Genomic DNA, 18605 nt, shown 5'->3' with positions numbered 1-18605 from the left:
TTAATTTAAATATTTTTATGGCTTTACAGATAGATTTCGCCAAGCGAATAACAAAAATACTATTTATAATAAGAATGGAAAACAGTTTTAGCGCAAAAATCTTGAATAAACTAAAGATTAAATTTATCGAATATAAACGGCAATAATTCCTTTATCGATTTCGCCAGATAAACCTTTCCTTTTTCTCCCATAAAATATATAGGAATTCCTTTTTCCTGATTCACTTCGTATTCAGAAATAGCCTGACGGCAAGCTCCGCATGGAGGCACCGGGGCAGTAATTTCTTTATTTAGTGATTTTGCTGAAATTGCCATTGCTTTTATTGGCATTTTAGGATATTTTGCACCAGCATAATAAATCGCAGTACGCTCTGCACATAATCCCGAGGGATATGAGGCATTTTCCTGATTACTACCTATCACAACCTCATTATTCTCCATCAAAAGAGCTGCTCCTACCTTAAAAGAGGAATATGGCGCATACGCATTATCTCTGGTTTCTATCGCCTGAACCATTAATTGCTGAATTTCTTGCGGCAATTGTGACTTGTCTTCAAAAACATCTAATTCAGCTGAAAATCTAATTTTTTCCATAACATTAATTTCGGGATAACAAAATAAACAAAAAAAGCACCAATATGGTATTGATGCTTTTACAAAGATTTATCTATTATTTTATCTAAAATCAATTTAAATATTCATCTCCAAAATTAAAGGTTAACCCAAATCGTAATGTTCCTTCCAAAGGACTAGGAAATTTAGAAGTTGAAAACAAATAGGATATATCGATAATTACGAATTCTTCGTATTTAAATCCCCCTCCCAAAGAGACAAACTTTCGATATCCTTTTTCATCACTTTCGTTAAAATAACCAGCTCTTAGTTTAATAGCATCCCTAAAAGTATACTCGGTTCCTAAGGCCCAGGTTACCTCTTTTAATTCTTCACTTAAACCATCTGGAGCGTCTGTAAAAGATTCAAAAATCCCTCCAATCGCACTAGTACTATTATAAACATCATCATCTTCCTGATCTATCACTCCATCTCCATTAAAATCCTGAGGAGTTGGCACTAAGAGCTTATTAAATTCTAAATAGACGCCTAATTTATTATCTGGATCAAAAATAAAATCGAAGCCTCCACCAAGTCTTAAATTAGTAGGAATAAAGTTTTCCTGGCCAGCATCGTCGTATTTCATTTTAGGCCCTATATTACTAACATTAATCCCAAATCGCCATAATCCATCGAAATTATTATAGACGATTTCTTCACTTTGATAAAATGCCGCAACGTCTACACCAAAACTTCCTGCTGCCCCTAAATCCTGACTATCACTTAAACCAAGATCAGACCTAAGATATCTACCAGCTACAGCCATAGAAAAAGTCTCACTTAATTTTAAAGAATAAGAAGCATCAAAGGTTAATTCGTTAGGATTAACCAACAAAGGAATTTGATCCTGAGTTATACGAGTCTCTATAGATCCCAAACTAAAATATCGTAAACTGGCAGCAAAAGCACTACGATCATCTATTTTACGATGATAACTTAAACCTCCTAAAAATATATCGCTTACGATATCACTTAAATAAGGTGTATAGGAAATCGCAATCCCATGTTCTGATTCTGCAAAAGCAAACTTTGCCGGATTCCATTGCTGAGAATATGCATCAACCGAGGTAGCTACACCCTGATCTCCCATTCCTGCAGCCCTGGCATCTGCCGCCACAAGAAGAAAAGGAACACCTGTTGTTATTACACGATCTCCCATATCCTGAGCCTGCAACCAACCCGAAGTAAGTATTGAGCCTAATAATAAAATCGTTGAAATTTTCTTCATCTCTTAAACTAAATGATAAACAAATATATACTAATATTATTAGAAGCTAAATGGCTCAATTTTAAAATTCGTTTAAAACAACCTATCCATCGTTTACCTGGGGAGATTGAAGGACGAATAGAAAAATAATCATTAAATCTTAATATTGCAGATTTATTTTTCCCATAAACACTATAAAAAAATATTAATTTTGCAGCTATAGACATTAATTTGTGCATATTTGCCTAACTTTTAAAAGAACAGGAAGATAGAAAAACCAACTTGTTATATATTAATACAATGGGGTTTAGAACAAAATATTCTTGTACTTTTATCGTTAATTATTATATTGCAGAGCCTAAATTCTACCTAAAGAGAACATGAGAATGAGAAAGAAAACTGCTTTTAGAGCAATTTTTACCATCGCTTTAGGCGTTGGTCTAGTAGGATGTAACAATTCCAAAAATTACAAAAACAGCTCAAGAGCTACCGGATGGGATATTAACTCGAAAGACGGTGGATTTCAATACGATACAGACTACGAAGAGCAAGAACCAGCACCAGGACTGGTATTCGTAGAGGGAGGAACTTTTACCATGGGACAGGTTCAGGACGATGTTATGCACGACTGGAACAACACTCCTACCCAACAACACATACAGTCTTTTTATATGGACGAAACCGAGGTTACCAACCAAATGTACCTTGAATATCTAGACTGGCTAAAAAGGGTTTTCCCTCCTACAGAACAGAATTATAGAAATATTTACTACGGCGCAGTTCCAGATACATTAGTTTGGAGAAATAGACTTGGTTATAACGAAACCATGGTTAATAACTATCTTAGACATCCTGCCTATGCTCAATATCCTGTTGTTGGTGTTAGCTGGGTACAAGCTGTAGAATTTAGTAAATGGAGAACAGATCGTGTAAACGAAAAGCAATTAGTAGAATCTGGCTATATTTCTGAAGAAACTTTATACAAAACAGAAGCAGGAGCTACTTTTAACACTGAGACCTATATCAATGCGCCTAGCAGAGTTTATGGTGGAAATACGGAAATGACTCAGAGTGGTAAGAAATCGCAAAAACTAACGCAATCTACAGATAGCTTAGGGAACTCCACAAGTAAACAATACGTGCAACGCAAAGACGGAGTTCTTTATCCAGAATACAGACTTCCTACCGAAGCAGAATGGGAATATGCCGCACTAGGTTTAGTGGGAATTCGTGACTACAACATTTATCGTGGTCGTAAAAAATATCCATGGGACGGAAGATACACTCGTAGTGGAGATTTAAGAAAACAAGGTGATCAGCTAGCAAACTTTAAGCAGGGCGCAGGAGATTACGGCGGAATTGCCGGTTGGAGTGATGACGGTGCAGATATCACAGCTCCTGTTATGAGTTACGAAGCAAACGACTTTGGATTGTATGATATGGCAGGAAACGTTGCTGAATGGGTTGCAGATGTTTACCGCCCAATTGTGGACGACGAGTTTAACGACTTCAACTATTACCGCGGAAACGTTTATACTGAAAATGCTATCAATGAAGACGGAACTGTACAGATCGTTGGAGCAGATGGTATTAAATACGACACCTTAAGCACAGGTAGAGTCGTTGCAAGAAACCTACCTGGTGAAATTGTACAAAAACCAATTACCGAAGATGAAACTTATATGAGAACAAACTTCTCTAAAAGTGACAACAGAGATTTTAGAGATGGAGACAAAAGTTCTAGCAGATACTATCAGCCATTTCAGGATATCGATGATTCTTCTAAAAGAATGTACAACTCTCCTAATTTCGACAGAATTGCAATTGGAGACACTACCCAGGCAAAACCTAAATACGACGACAAAGAAAGAACTACTTTAATAAGTGACGATGTAAGAGTTTATAAAGGTGGATCCTGGAGAGACAGAGCTTACTGGCTAGATCCTGCACAAAGAAGATTCTTCCCACAGGATATGGCTACAGACTATATTGGATTTAGAAATGCAATGTCTAAAGTAGGATCTAAATCTATGGATAATGTAAAACGCGCTAGAAGCAATTAATAAGCAAAGCAAGTTTTAGAGAAATATTCACAAAAAAGGCCCTAATTTTTTAGGGCTTTTTTTATACCTTAAAACTATGAATATAGCCAAAATACACCGTCGATTTCTTACAAGCTCTGGAGTAAGTACAGATACCAGAAACATAAAACCAAACAGCTTATTTTTTGCTCTTAAAGGCGCAAACTTTAATGGAAATGAATTTGCTGAAAATGCCCTACAAAAAGGAGCTGAAGTAGCCATAGTAGACGAAGCTGCTTACGCTAAAGACCAAGACAATTACATTTTGGTAGAGGACTGCCTGAGTGCCTTGCAGCAACTGGCCACCTTTCACCGTCATTTCTTAGGCATCCCCATTATCTCAATCACCGGAAGCAACGGAAAAACAACCACTAAAGAATTAATACACGCAGTACTTAGTAAAAAATATAAAACCATTGCTACTATCGGAAATCTAAACAATCATATCGGAGTTCCTCTTACACTTTTAAGAATGGACGAAACCACAGAAGTTGGTGTAGTAGAAATGGGAGCGAATCACCAGGGAGAAATCGAGTTTCTAACAGAAATCGCATTACCTGATTATGGATATATCACAAATTTTGGCAAAGCACATCTTAAAGGTTTTGGTGGTATAGAAGGAGTTATTAAAGGTAAAAGTGAACTTTATACTCATCTTAAAAATCATAAGAAATTACTATTCTTAAATCTGGATGATGAGATTCAAAAAAGACAGGATAGCTATTCCCATATTTTTACATTTTCCAGCACACAAAATGCTGCAGTAAGCATAGATTACACAAACACACAAAACGGTTCTGAATACGCTTCTTTCAGTTATAACAATGCTATTTTCGAAACACAGTTAACAGGGCAATACAACGCTTTTAATGCCGCTGCAGCATTAACAATTGGCTTATACTTTAAGGTTCCTTTTAAAGCCATAAAAGAAGCTATAAAAGAATATACACCAAGCAACAATAGATCGCAAATACAAAAGACGGAAAAGAACACACTCTTATTGGACGCCTATAATGCCAATCCAACAAGCATGACTTCCTCTTTAACAAACTTCGGAAATCTTACCACCAATCTACCTAAAATTGTAATTATTGGCGACATGTTAGAACTTGGTGAGTACAGCAAAGAAGAACATCAGACTATAGTAGACCTATGTATTGGCAAAGAATTTAAAAATGTCTATTTAGTGGGTAAATTTTTTAAAGCAACATCTGCTCCAGAAAGTTTTATGAAATTTGACACTACTGCGGAATTAAAAGTATTCTTAACAGCACATCCTATTACCAATGCATACATTCTTATAAAAGGATCTAGAGGAATTGCTTTAGAAAAAATTGTAGATATTCTCTAAGAAATACAAAAGCCATTAAACAAAAAAAGCTTCCTCTATCAGGAAGCTTTTTGTTTATGTGGGCGCGAAGGGATTCGAACCCCTGACCCCTTGGGTGTAAACCAAGTGCTCTGAACCAACTGAGCTACGCGCCCTAATGAATGTTTAGCTAAAAAAAGCTCCCTTTTGGAAGCTTTTGAATGGTTGTGGGCGCGAAGGGATTCGAACCCCTGACCCCTTGGGTGTAAACCAAGTGCTCTGAACCAACTGAGCTACGCGCCCCATTCATTATTGCGAGTGCAAATATAGACTAGTTTTTCTTCTACACAAAGAAAAAAATTAAAAATTTTAAATAATTTCAGCTACCGTAAAATTACTACCTCCACAAAAAATAAGATCCTTTTCTCCGGCAGCTTTCAAGACTTCAGCATAAGCCTCTGACACACTATTAAATACCTTTCCCACAAGCCCAAATTCGATAGATTTAGCCATTAATTTTTCAGCTTCCAGTCCTCTTGGAACATCTGGCTTACAGAAATAATAAGTCGCATTTTTTGGAAAAAGCGGCAATACCTCATCTAAATCTTTATCGCTAACAACACCTAAAACAAAATGCAATCGCTCATAAACTTCATCCTTTAGCTGCTGGAACACATATTTGAGTCCATCACTATTATGAGCCGTATCACAAATTACTTTTGGAGCTTCCTGAAGTATATCCCAACGCCCCTTAAGATTGGTGTTTTTTCTAACATTTTTTAATCCTTCTCTAAGATGCTCTTCAGAAATTATCCAATCTTGAGAAATAAGCTGATTAATAACTGCAGCGACTCCTTTTATATTCTTTTGCTGATAGCTTCCCAGTAAATCTGTACTTAGATCTTCTAAAGTTTCACATTCTTCAGCAAAAATAATTTCAGCAGTTCTTTCCTGGGCTGTTTTTCTAAAAACCGGTGCTGTTTCAGGATGCTTTTCAGAAATAATTACAGGAACATTAGGTTTTATAATACCTGCTTTTTCGCTGGCAATTTCAGGAAGTGTAGTTCCTAAAAATTGTATGTGATCTTTACCAATATTGGTAATTAAACTTACTTCAGGAATAATAATATTGGTAGAATCTAACCGACCTCCCATTCCAACTTCAATCACAGCAATATCTACTTTTTCTTCAGCAAAATACCAAAAAGCCATTCCTACGCTCATCTCGAAAAAGGAAAGAGTTTCAGCTTCAAAAAAAGGCTTATTATTTTGTATAAAATCGACTACAGCTTCTTCAGAAATATACTCACCATTAATTCTAATCCGTTCTCTATATTCTTTTAAATGTGGCGAAGTATACAATCCAACTTTATAGCCAGCTTCCTGCAAAACCGAAGCGATCATGTGGCTACTAGAACCTTTTCCATTAGTCCCTGCTACATGCACACTTTTAAAATCTAGCTCGGGATTACCCAAATGCGTTGCTAATTTTAAAGTGTTGGTAAGATCTTTTTTAAATGCTGAACTTCCCACGCGTTGATACATAGGTAACTGCTGAAACATCCATTCAACAGTTTGTTGATACGTCATCAATTATTCAGATAATTTGAAGTTATAAACAATGGTTCCAACCTGGCGTGAAGGCGCATCAGAGTCACTGTTAAAACGTGTAGCCAATGCTGCTTTTCTAGCAGGTTCTGTTAAACAGGATGCGTTATTTGTAGTTCCTTTTACTCCAGGAGTTGCAGCAATTACCTGCCCCTGGCGATTTACTTCTATACGCACCACAACAATACCAGATTCGTTACAATCCTGAACAAATTTTTCTTTATTGAGGGCACGGCGACCACCAAGACGATAATTTCCGTCACCATCTAAACCGGCGCCATTACCATAGTAACTTTTAGCATTTGGATCTCCATCTGGAGAACCTTTATCTCCTGCTGCATTATCATCACCTTCTCCTCCACTTTCTTCACCGCTTCTCTCTGGCCCATTTAAAATACTACTCATAGCATCTGTAGTAGATTTATCTGGTTTTGGATCTGGCTTTTTAGCCGGCTCTTCTTTTTTAGGCTCCACCTTTTTAGGCTTTTCAGTCTCAACAGGCTTTTTAACCTCTTTCTTTTCTTCGATTACTGGAGCTTCTTCTACTTCCTGAGTTACAACCTGCTCTTCAACGATGGGCTCTGGCTCTGGTGGAGTGACTTCCGGACTCGTATTTTTGGGAGCAGACTCGATAGGTTTTGTTGGTTGTTGATCTCCTGAGCCAACTTCTGAAGTCCCAAAATTTACAGCAATACCATCTTCTGGCGGCGGATCTAGATACGTAAAACCAAAAAAGAATAAAATAATCAACAAGAGTACATGTAGTACTACTGTGATTGTGAATGATTTTCTCTCGTGATTGGTTTCTAAGAAAGCCATGATTATTCCGGTTTAACCGCTAATACTATTTTATATCTATTTCGATTAGCAATATCCATTACGTTTACTGCTTTTTCGATAGGCACACCTTCTTCAGCACGTAAAATTATTGTTGGATTTTCTATTCCTGCCAATTTACTTTTTAGAGTACTTTCTAATGCTGAATTACTTATGCGCTCGTCATTTATATAAACCTGCAGTTCTTTTGTTATACTTACTGAAACATTTTGCTGGTTTGTGGTCTTCCCTTTGGCTTTTGGAAGTATTAGATCCAAAGCCTCTGGAGTAATTACCGGAGAAGTTAACATGAAAAATATCAATAACAGAAATACAATATCTGTCATCGAGCTCATACTAAATTCCGGGCTAACTTTATTTCTACCTCTTAAATTCATATTAAGCAGGCTCGTTTAATAAGTCTAAAAAGTCTACAGCAGTAGCTTCCATCTGGTGCACTACTTTATCTGTTTTTACTACTAAGTGGTTATATCCAATATAAGCAATAATACCCACAATAAGCCCAGCAACCGTAGTTGTCATCGCTGTATAAATACCTTCTGCAAGTAATCCCATTTGCGCCTGCCCACTACTTGTAGCCAACTCATGGAATGCAATCACCATACCAATTACAGTCCCTAAGAAACCAATCATTGGTGCTGCACCGGCAATAGTTGCCAAAATACTTACATTTTTCTCTAGTTTATACACTTCTAATCGTCCCGCATTTTCGATTGCTGTATTAATATCTTCAAGCGGACTACCAATTCTTGAAATTCCTTTTTCAGTTAATCTAGCTACAGGATTATCACTTTGCGCACATCTAATTTTTGCAGATTCGATGTTACCATTTAATACGCTATCCTTAATTTGATGCATAAAGTTTTTATCTACACGACTTGCAGATTTTATCGCAAATAATCTTTCAAAATAGATATATACCGCAGCAAATAACAACACAAACAATACCACTATAATAATCTGCCCGGCAATACCACCGCTTAAAAGCAAATCAAAAATCGAAAGTGTTTTTTCTTCTGAAACCTCTGCAGCATCCTGCGCTGCCTGCGTCACGGCATCCTGCTGAATAAAATATAGCATATTAATTGATTAGGGTTTTTAATGTAACGTGATAAACGGATTAAAATTGTTGCCCAAATTTAGTAAAATAATTATCAGAATAACTCCTTATCTGTATTCATTAAGAAATTACTAACAGATAAGGAGTTTTAACTATTACACCAATTGTTTTAAAGCAACCTCGAAGGCAGTTTTACTAATATTGGTTTTACTACTATTATTATTAAAGGTATTCTGGATAGCATTTTTAATCGTCATGGAAGTATCATTAAAAATAGCCTCATCGGTCATTTGCACACGACGCTCCATAAAATATGCAAAAACCCGTGCCATCCCACAATTAGAAATAAAATCTGGAATTAGGCTTACGCGCTCATCTGTAAACTCCATTATAGGACCAAAGAAAATTTCTTTATCTGCAAAAGGAACATTTGCTCCACAAGAAATCACTTCCAGCTTATTTTCTATTAAACTTGAAATTTGCTCTTTAGCAACCAATCTTGAAGCTGCACATGGCGTAAATATTTCAGCATCAAGATTCCATATTTTTTGATTGATTTCTTCAAACGAAATTAAATTTTTAGCATTTAAAGTATTTCCGTGCTTATTAAGGAAAAGATCTTTTATTTCTTCAAAAGAAAAACCTTCCTCATTGATCAAACCACCTACGCGATCGATAATCCCAACAACTTTCGCTCCCATCTGTGCCAGATAATAAGCCGCTGCAGAACCTACATTACCAAACCCCTGTACAATCGCTTTTTTTCCTTTTATATTACCACCATAAATTTGATAGTATTGATTCACGGCTTCAGCAACACCAAAACCGGTAATCATATCGGCCACGGTATATTTTCTAGAGATATCTGGAGAATAACCGGTATTTTCTAAAACTTTAATTACCCCCTGACGAAGTTGCCCTATTCTATTAATCTTATCTGCTTCGGTTGGCTGAAAATGTCCATTAAAAACACCTTCCTGCGGATGCCAAACTCCGCAATCTTCAGTAATTGGAATCACTTCATGAATTTCATCTACATTTAGATCTCCACCGGTACCGTAATAACTTTTTAGTAAAGGAGAAACCGCTTTATACCAACGTTCTAAAACGCCTTTTTTTCGAGGATCTTTGGGGTCAAAATTTATTCCCGATTTTGCTCCTCCAATCGCAGGCCCAGAAACGGTAAATTTTACTTCCATTGTTTTTGCTAAAGAAAGTACTTCATTTTTATCCAATCCTTCTCTCATTCGAGTTCCGCCACCGGCAGCACCACCTCTAAGCGAATTAATCACCGTCCAACCTTCAGCTTCAGTTTCAGGATCATTCCAATGAAAAACAATTTCAGGTTCTTTATTCTCGTATACTTTTAATAATTCTTTCATATTATGTGTGGAAATAAATTTTGTACCAAATATAACTAATCACAGTTTTAAGCTATGCCGGTAAAAAAATCTTACCAGAAGAATGATCTTTACTGGCGCCGGTAACCGAACTTAAAACATTTATTTTTTCTTCTAATCTTAACACGCCTAACAAACCAAAAATTAAAGCCTCCTTAAAATCGATAATTTTAGCTTCAGGAATTACAAACTCGCAATTTGAATAGCTTTTGAATTTTTCGATCAAAAAATCATTAAAAGCTCCGCCGCCTGTTACTAAAACTTTAGATTGCTGCTGATTATCGAGCACTTTTGAGACTTGTTGTGCTACATGAATAACATACGTATGTAAAACATCAGGAATAGAGATTTCTTCGGAAGTAATTATTGGTAAAACTTCAGCTTTCACCCATTCAATACCCAATGATTTTGGCGGATTTTGATTATAAAAGCTAAGATTGTTTAATTTCTGAAGTAATTTTTCATTTAGTTTTCCTTCTGAAGCCATCTTTCCTTTATCATCATACTCCTTTCCTATTCGCCTGGTAAAATAATTGACTACGGTATTCACCGCACAAATATCGTAGGCCAGCATTTCACCATTTTGCTCTTCAGAAATATTTGCAAAACCACCTAAATTTAAACAGTATCGATATTTATTAAAAAGAATCTTATCGCCTATCGGCACCAAAGGCGCCCCCTGCCCACCAAGCTCTACATCCTGGACTCTAAAATCACATACTACCTTATAGTTTAGATATTGGGCAATTTCAGGAAGATTTCCTATCTGTAATGTAAAAGCATTCTGTGGCTCGTGCTTTATGGTATGCCCGTGCGAACATACAGCATCTACATTTCGAATATCATTTTCAGCAATAAAGCTAAGAATTACTCCTGCCAGATATTTAGTATATTCTTTATTTAAATCCTGAAGCTGATTTTCCTCTAAATCGATAGCCGAATTGAGTTTTTCGCGCCATTCTGCTGAATAACCTACCGTATCGGCTTTTAAAATTTCAAAATTATAGTTATTTTCAACAGAGAAATGAATATAAGCTAAATCGATTCCGTCTAAGCTGGTTCCAGACATCACCCCAATTACAAAATAGTCTGATTTTTTCATATTCTCAAAATTAACTAATTATTATTGAAAAATACATATCAAAAATTTATATTTGGTAGCGAAAATTACTTTTTTCTAAATTTATAATCCAATGAATTTCGAATTAACTGAAGAACATATAATGATTCGCGATGCTGCTCGCGATTTTGCAAAAACCGAATTATTACCTGGGGTAATCGAAAGAGACGAAAAACAGGAATTTCCTGCAGCACAAGTTAAGAAAATGGGCGAACTTGGCTTTTTAGGCATGATGGCGTCTCCAGAATATGGTGGTGGCGGTATGGATACCATAAGCTATGTTTTAGCGATGGAAGAAATCTCGAAGATAGATGCATCAGCCTCAGTTGTGATGTCTGTAAACAATTCGTTAGTTTGCTGGGGGCTGGACACTTATGGCACACATGAGCAAAAAGAGAAATATCTCTCTAAACTTACTACCGGAGAAAAATTAGGTGCATTTTGCCTTTCTGAACCCGAAGCTGGTAGCGATGCTACTTCTCAACGAACTAGCGCAATCGATAAAGGAGATTATTATCTTTTAAACGGAACCAAAAACTGGATCACTAATGGCGGCACTGCAGATTATTATTTAGTGATCGCACAAACCGATAGAGAGAAAAAGCATCATGGAATAAATGCTTTTATTGTTGAAAAAGGATGGGAAGGTTTTGAAGTTGGCCCTAAAGAAAATAAATTGGGAATTAGGGGAAGTGACACACATTCTCTAAACTTCAATGATGTAAAAGTTCCAAAAGAAAACAGAATTGGCGAGGACGGATTTGGTTTTAAATTTGCTATGAAAACATTAGCCGGAGGTAGAATTGGAATTGCTGCGCAAGCGTTGGGAATTGCCTCTGGTGCATTCGAACTTGCAAGAGATTACTCTAAACAGCGAAAAGCTTTTGGAACTGAAATTAGCAATCACCAGGCAATTGCTTTTAAATTGGCAGATATGTATACTTCTATAGAAAGTTCAAGACATTTAGTAATGAAAGCTGCCTGGGATAAAGATCAAAAGCAAAATTATGATCTTAGTGGTGCAATGGCAAAATTAAGCGCTTCACAAACCGCTATGGATGTAACAGTTGAAGCAGTTCAGGTTCACGGAGGGAATGGTTTTGTAAAAGAATATCACGTAGAACGTTTAATGCGAGATGCAAAAATCACCCAGATTTACGAAGGAACTTCAGAAATTCAAAAGATCGTAATCTCTAGGAGTATCCTTAAAAAATAAGCCTGAAAACACTCAAAATCAACTCGCTAAATCAAAGCGAGTTTTTTTATATCAAAAACTGATATTCACCATTGCGAAATTCGGAAATTACCCCTTGATTTATTAAACTATTAATAAAAATTAAGATTTTCTTTAGTTTTAGTGGATTTAATACACTCTTTCCTATTATTACTTTCATATTCTTTACTAATTTAGATATTTTTGTAGTAATAATATAAGGAAGATAGGTTATGAGACCAAAAGAGCAGGGGCTTTACTTGCCTGAATTTGAGAGAGATAATTGCGGCGCGGGATTCATTTGTAACTTAAAAGGTAAGCGCACAAACGACATCATTCACAAAGCTTTGGATATTCTAATTCGATTAGAACATCGTGGAGCGGTAAGTGCTGATGGAAAAACTGGAGATGGAGCCGGGATTTTGATTGAAATTCCGCATAATTTCTTCAAGAAAGTTTGTGACTTCGATTTACCTGAATTTGGTGAATATGCAGCAGGAATGGTTTTTCTTCCAAGATCTAAAAATCAATTAAAGATTTGTAAGGAGATTTTTGAAGAAGAGGTTATTAATCAAGGTTTAAATATTATCGGATGGAGAGAAGTTCCGGTAGATAAATCTTGCCTGGGAAGCATTGCATCTTTAAGCGAACCAAATGTACAACAAATCTTTATCGGTAAAGATGAAGATACGACCGACGAGGTTTTTAGAGCAAAATTATTTGCCGCAAGAAAAATTGCAGAGCATAAAATATACAGCTCTAATTTAGGAGAAGCTGAATATTTCTACCTTCCAAGTTTATCTACAAAAACAATTATTTATAAAGGTTTATTGATGCCGCAAGACATCAATATTTACTATAAAGATCTTAATGATCCAGATTTGGTAACTAAACTTGCTTTAGTACACCAGCGTTTCTCTACTAACACATTCCCTACCTGGGATTTGGCTCAGCCATTTAGATATATGTGCCACAATGGAGAAATTAACACTTTAAGAGGAAATCTTAGCCGAATGAAGGCCAGAGAAGAACTTTTTGAAAGTGAGATTTTTGGAGAAGACATCAAAAAGATTTTACCAGTTACCTTAGAAGGAAAATCTGATTCTGCTTCTATGGACATGGTTTTAGAAATGCTTTTACAAACGGGGCGTTCTCTACCAGAAGCTATTATGATGATGGTACCTGAAGCCTGGGAAAAAAACCCTTCTATGGGTGATGGTAAAAAAGCTTTTTACGAATACAACGCCTGCATCATGGAGCCTTGGGATGGTCCTGCTTCAATTCCTTTTACAGACGGGCAATATATTGGTGCACTGCTAGACCGTAATGGATTAAGACCTTCTAGATATACCGTTACAAAAGACGGTTATGTAATTATGTCTTCTGAAACCGGAGTCGTTGATGTAAAGCCTGAAAATGTAGAATTACACGGTCGTCTTGAGCCAGGGAAAATGTTCCTGGTAGATATGGTTGAAGGTCGCATCGTTGGTGATGAAGAAGTTAAAGAACAAATTGTTTCTAAACGTCCTTACCGCAAATGGCTAGACTCAAATTTACTGCCTCTTGCCGATGTTCCTTACACAGGAAACAAAACACCAATAGAGCCAGTAGATTTTAAAACAAGACAAAAAGTATTTGGATACACCATAGAAGATATTAAAACTATCATTAGCCCAATGGCCACCCAGGGTAAAGAGGCTATTGGTTCTATGGGAACAGATATTCCATTAGCTGTTCTTTCAGATAAACCACAACTTTTATTCAACTACTTTAAACAACTTTTCGCACAGGTAACCAACCCACCATTAGATGGAATTCGCGAAGAGATTGTAACAGATATTAGCTTATCAATTGGTGAAGACAAGAATATCTTCGATATCACCCCAGAGCACGCTAAGAAATTAAGAATTCAGAATCCGGTGATTTCTAACGAAGATCTGGATAAAATAAAATATATAGATCATCCAGATTTCCGTGCAAAATCAATTTCGATATTGTACGAAATTGACAAAGGTTTAAATGGTCTTGAAGAACGACTTGAAGAAATTGTACAGGAAATTAGAAAGGCTGTTGATGAAGACAGAAACATCATTATCCTTTCAGATAGAAACGTAAGTGATAAACTTGCTCCTATCCCTTCACTTCTAGCATGCTCTTTTGTTCATCACGAACTTAAAAAACATAAAAGAAGATCTGCTTTTGGTATTGTAATAGAATCTGCTGAACCAAGAGAGCCACATCATTTTGCATTACTATTTGGTTATGGTGCCTGCGCTATTAATCCATATATGGTAAACGAAATTATCTACAAGCTTTCTGAAGATGGTGATATTGATGAAAAAGATCCAGATGTTGCAGTTAAAAACTTCAACAAAGCGATTGGAAAAGGAATCGTAAAAATCATGAATAAGATTGGTATTTCAACCTTACATTCTTATCGTGGTTCACAGATTTTCGAAATTCTTGGACTAAACAAAAAGTTTACTAATAAGTATTTCACAAATACACCTTCTAGAATTGAAGGAATTGGACTTTATGAGATCGAAAAAGAAATTCAAAAACGTTATAAAACTGCATTTACTCCACCAGAAACCGATACTGGATTAGATCTGGAAATTGGTGGTGATTATCGTTGGAGAAGAAATGGTGAACGCCATATGCTTAATCCTGCTTCAGTAGCAAAATTACAGCAGGCGGTTAAGCAAAATAGTTATAAAACATATCAGGAATACTCGAATTTTATTAATAATCAGACTAAAAACCTGATGACACTTCGAGGAATGTTTAAGTTTAAAGAACTTAACCCTATTTCTATAGATGAAGTTGAGCCATGGACAGAAATCGTAAAAAGGTTTAAGACCGGAGCGATGTCGTTTGGTTCGATTAGTAAAGAAGCACACGAGAATCTTGCTATTGCCATGAACCGCCTACAAGGAAAAAGTAATAGTGGTGAAGGTGGTGAAGATGCTAACAGATTTACCAGAGATGCTAACGGAAACTGGAGAAACAGTGCTATTAAACAGGTAGCTTCAGGAAGATTTGGGGTATCCATAAATTATCTTTCTAACGCAAAAGAAATTCAGATTAAAATGGCTCAGGGAGCTAAGCCTGGAGAAGGTGGACAATTACCTGGACCAAAAGTAAATCCTTCTATCGCAAAAACAAGAAATTCCACTCCATACGTTGGATTAATTTCCCCTCCTCCTCACCATGATATTTATTCTATTGAGGATTTGGCGCAATTAATTTTTGATCTTAAAAACGCGAATAGAGAAGCACGTATCAACGTAAAACTTGTTTCTAAAGTTGGTGTAGGTACTATCGCAGCTGGTGTGGCAAAAGCTAAAGCAGACGTTGTTCTTATTTCTGGTTACGATGGTGGTACAGGAGCTTCTCCTCTCACCTCATTAAGACATGCAGGTTTACCTTGGGAACTAGGCATTGCTGAAGCGCAACAAACTTTGCTATTAAATAATTTAAGAAGCAGAATTACGGTTGAATGTGACGGACAGTTAAAAACAGGACGTGATGTTGCGATAGCTTGTTTACTGGGAGCTGAAGAATTTGGTTTCTCTACTGCCCCACTTGTTGCTTCTGGATGTATTATGATGCGCGCATGTCATCTAAATACATGTCCTGTAGGAATCGCTACTCAGGATCCAGAATTAAGAAAGAACTTTAAAGGAACTCCTGAAAATGTAATTAATTTCATGTATTTCGTAGCCCAGGAATTACGCGAAATTATGGCTAGTCTTGGATTTAGAACACTTAATGAAATGGTGGGACAAAGTCAGAAATTAGACATGGATCGTGCTATAGAACATTACAAAGCACAGGGAATAGATTTATCAAATATTCTTTATAGACCAAATATAGACAAGGATCTTCCGCTTTATAAAACTCAGGATCAAAATCACGGTCTAGAAAATGCATTAGATTTTGATATTCTTAGCAAAGCCCACCCGGCGATTTATCGTAAAGAAAAAATGAGCCTAGATTTCAATATTTCTAATATTAACAGAACTACTGGTGCTATTTTGAGTAACGAAATATCTAAAATTCATGGAGAAGGCGGATTACCAGAGCACACTCTAGATCTAAACTTTAAAGGATCTGCAGGGCAAAGTTTTGGTGCTTTCGCTACACGCGGACTTACGATGAATGTTACCGGAAACACTAATGATTACTTCGGAAAAGGACTTAGTGGCGCTACCCTTACAGTAAAAAAGCCAGAAGAAGCTACTTTTAAATCCAATGAGAACGTCATTATTGGAAACGTTGCTTTATACGGAGCTATTAACGGAGAAGCCTATATCAACGGAATTGGAGGAGAACGCTTCTGTGTAAGAAACTCTGGTGCCAAAGCCGTAATTGAAGGAATCGGAGATCATGGCTGTGAATATATGACGGGCGGTAGAGCAGTAATATTAGGTAAAATAGGACGTAATTTTGCAGCAGGAATGAGCGGCGGAATTGCATATATCTATAATCCAGAAAACAATTTAGATAATAACAATTTTAATATGGAGATGATCGAATTAGAGCATGTATCTAATGATGACGCTTCAGAATTAAAAGAATTAATACAAAATCACTACTATCACACCGATAGTGAAGTTGCAGGCCACATATTAGAAAATTGGGAAGAAAACCTTTCCAAATTCATCAAAGTAATGCCTATAGAATACAAAAAAGCATTACAAAGAATGGAAGAAGAAAAAAAGAATGAAGAAAACCTGGAACTTAAAACGGCGTAATAATGGGAAAACTTAGAGGATTTTTAGAATACGAAAGAAAAGAAGAAACAACAGAAGCCGTAGAGCTAAGAGTTAAGAATTATAAAGAATTTACAAAAGATTTAGATACTGAAGAGCTTAATCATCAGGGAGCTCGTTGTATGGACTGCGGAATACCGTTTTGCCATAGTGGTTGCCCACTAGGTAACCTAATACCAGATTTTAATCATGCTGTTTATCAAAACGATTGGAAAAAAGCATTACAAATTTTACATTCTACAAATAATTTCCCTGAATTTACAGGACGTCTATGCCCCGCTCCTTGCGAATCTGCCTGTGTATTAGGAATTATAGAACCTCCTGTTTCAATAGAACTTATTGAAAAGTATATTGTAGAAAGAGGGTTCAAAGAAGGCTGGATTGTTCCTAATCCACCAAAAACAAGAACTGGCAAAAAAGTTGCTGTTGTTGGATCTGGCCCTGCAGGGATGGCTGCAGCACAACAATTAAATAGAGCAGGCCACGATGTAACTTTATTTGAAAGGGATGCGAAATTAGGCGGCTTACTCCGCTATGGTATTCCTGATTTTAAATTAGACAAATCGGTTATTGATCGCAGATTAGAGATCATGGAAGCAGAAGGAATCACCTTTAAACCCAATACTCATGTTGGTGTAAATTATGATGTTGAAGAATTAAAAGCATTCGATTCTGTAGTTCTTACTGGTGGAGCTACAAAACGAAGAGGATTACCAATCCCGGGAGCAGATGCTAAAGGTGTTGTGCAAGCAATGGAATTTCTTAAAAACAACAACCAGGTAGTCGATAACCTAAAGCAATTATCCCCTGAACTTTCTGCGGAAGGTAAAAACGTAATTGTAATTGGTGGCGGTGACACAGGATCTGATTGCGTTGGAACCTCAAATAGACACGGTGCTGAATCGGTTACTAATTTTGAAATTATGCCAATGCCATCAGACAGTAGAACTAAACAGAATCCTTGGCCATATTGGCCTTTCACTTTAAAGACCAGTAGCTCTCACGAGGAAGGTGTTAATAGAAATTGGAGTATTAGCACTAAAGAGTTTATTAAAGATAAAGAAGGCAATTTAAAAGGCCTTAAAACTGTTCAAATCGAATGGGTGAAAGGTAAAAAAGGAGAAAGACCACAACTTAAAGAAGTGGAAGGTAGTGAAAAAGAATGGCCATGTGAACTAGCTTTGTTAGCATTAGGCTTTACAGGACCAGAAGCCAGTTTAAGTCAGCAATTAGGATTAGACCTAGACAATAGAACTAACATAAAAGCCGATAATGACTACCAAACTAATGTACCACACATATTCGCTGCAGGTGATATGCGTCGTGGTCAATCATTAATAGTTTGGGCAATTTCAGAGGGTCGTGAAGCTGCTTACCACGTGGA

Annotated in this window: 13 protein-coding genes and 2 tRNA genes; 5 read left to right on the top strand and 10 right to left on the bottom strand. The window is 36.5% G+C overall.

The window, feature by feature from the left end; genetic code table 11:
- Positions 1 to 110: 110 nt before the first annotated feature.
- Entirely contained in the window at positions 111 to 593 is a 483-nt protein-coding gene (gene cdd / locus IIF7_RS08505; protein WP_084841265.1) for a cytidine deaminase, read from the bottom strand.
- Positions 594 to 684: 91 nt separating this feature from the next.
- Positions 685 to 1839: a type IX secretion system outer membrane channel protein PorV gene (porV, locus tag IIF7_RS08500; RefSeq protein ID WP_084841264.1), complete on the bottom strand. Its 1155-nt coding sequence runs from the start codon at positions 1837 to 1839 to the stop codon at positions 685 to 687.
- Positions 1840 to 2198: 359 nt separating this feature from the next.
- On the opposite strand from porV, the gene gldJ reads away from it, so the two are divergent.
- Positions 2199 to 3881, top strand: coding sequence for a gliding motility lipoprotein GldJ (gene gldJ / locus IIF7_RS08495; RefSeq protein ID WP_176218926.1), 1683 nt, complete (start codon positions 2199 to 2201; stop codon positions 3879 to 3881).
- 76 nt (positions 3882 to 3957) lie between these two features.
- A complete protein-coding gene (locus IIF7_RS08490; RefSeq protein ID WP_084841262.1) occupies positions 3958 to 5250 on the top strand; it encodes a UDP-N-acetylmuramoyl-tripeptide--D-alanyl-D-alanine ligase in 1293 nt (430 codons plus the stop codon).
- Positions 5251 to 5309: 59 nt separating this feature from the next.
- Here IIF7_RS08490 and IIF7_RS08485 read toward each other — a convergent pair.
- The 8 genes from IIF7_RS08485 to IIF7_RS08450 all read right to left on the bottom strand — a co-directional run bounded on the left by IIF7_RS08485 (position 5310) and on the right by IIF7_RS08450 (position 11215).
- Positions 5310 to 5384: transfer RNA gene (locus IIF7_RS08485), tRNA-Val, on the bottom strand.
- A 52-nt stretch (positions 5385 to 5436) separates the two neighbouring features.
- Positions 5437 to 5511, bottom strand: a tRNA-Val gene (locus IIF7_RS08480).
- A 66-nt stretch (positions 5512 to 5577) separates the two neighbouring features.
- Positions 5578 to 6798, bottom strand: a complete 1221-nt coding sequence (locus IIF7_RS08475; protein WP_084841261.1) for a bifunctional folylpolyglutamate synthase/dihydrofolate synthase — start codon at positions 6796 to 6798, stop codon at positions 5578 to 5580.
- 3 nt (positions 6799 to 6801) lie between these two features.
- The gene (locus IIF7_RS08470; protein ID WP_084841260.1) at positions 6802 to 7635 is read right to left on the bottom strand and encodes an energy transducer TonB; all 834 of its coding nucleotides are present in this window, start codon (positions 7633 to 7635) and stop codon (positions 6802 to 6804) included.
- Between the two features lie 2 nt (positions 7636 to 7637).
- Positions 7638 to 8030: an ExbD/TolR family protein gene (locus IIF7_RS08465; protein ID WP_084841259.1), complete on the bottom strand. Its 393-nt coding sequence runs from the start codon at positions 8028 to 8030 to the stop codon at positions 7638 to 7640.
- Position 8031: 1 nt separating this feature from the next.
- The gene (locus tag IIF7_RS08460; RefSeq protein WP_084841258.1) at positions 8032 to 8733 is read right to left on the bottom strand and encodes a MotA/TolQ/ExbB proton channel family protein; all 702 of its coding nucleotides are present in this window, start codon (positions 8731 to 8733) and stop codon (positions 8032 to 8034) included.
- Between the two features lie 135 nt (positions 8734 to 8868).
- Positions 8869 to 10095, bottom strand: coding sequence for a Glu/Leu/Phe/Val dehydrogenase dimerization domain-containing protein (locus IIF7_RS08455; RefSeq protein ID WP_084841257.1), 1227 nt, complete (start codon positions 10093 to 10095; stop codon positions 8869 to 8871).
- Positions 10096 to 10147: 52 nt separating this feature from the next.
- The gene (locus IIF7_RS08450) at positions 10148 to 11215 is read right to left on the bottom strand and encodes an anhydro-N-acetylmuramic acid kinase (protein ID WP_084841256.1); all 1068 of its coding nucleotides are present in this window, start codon (positions 11213 to 11215) and stop codon (positions 10148 to 10150) included.
- A gap of 91 nt (positions 11216 to 11306) precedes the next feature.
- On the opposite strand from IIF7_RS08450, the gene IIF7_RS08445 reads away from it, so the two are divergent.
- The 3 genes from IIF7_RS08445 to IIF7_RS08435 form a co-directional block, all read left to right on the top strand.
- Positions 11307 to 12449, top strand: coding sequence for an acyl-CoA dehydrogenase (locus IIF7_RS08445; RefSeq protein WP_084841255.1), 1143 nt, complete (start codon positions 11307 to 11309; stop codon positions 12447 to 12449).
- A 230-nt stretch (positions 12450 to 12679) separates the two neighbouring features.
- A complete protein-coding gene (gene gltB, locus IIF7_RS08440) occupies positions 12680 to 17203 on the top strand; it encodes a glutamate synthase large subunit (protein WP_084841254.1) in 4524 nt (1507 codons plus the stop codon).
- Between the two features lie 2 nt (positions 17204 to 17205).
- Positions 17206 to 18605 (top strand): glutamate synthase subunit beta (locus IIF7_RS08435; protein WP_139801297.1); only part of this gene is annotated, 1400 nt, incomplete at its 3' end.

The sequence above is a fragment of the Zunongwangia atlantica 22II14-10F7 genome (assembly GCF_002094855.1).
In the GTDB taxonomy this organism is placed as follows: Bacteria; Bacteroidota; Bacteroidia; order Flavobacteriales; family Flavobacteriaceae; genus Zunongwangia; species Zunongwangia atlantica.
The sequence above is the reverse complement of the archived record's forward strand: the minus strand, read 5'-3'. Positions and strand labels throughout refer to the sequence as shown.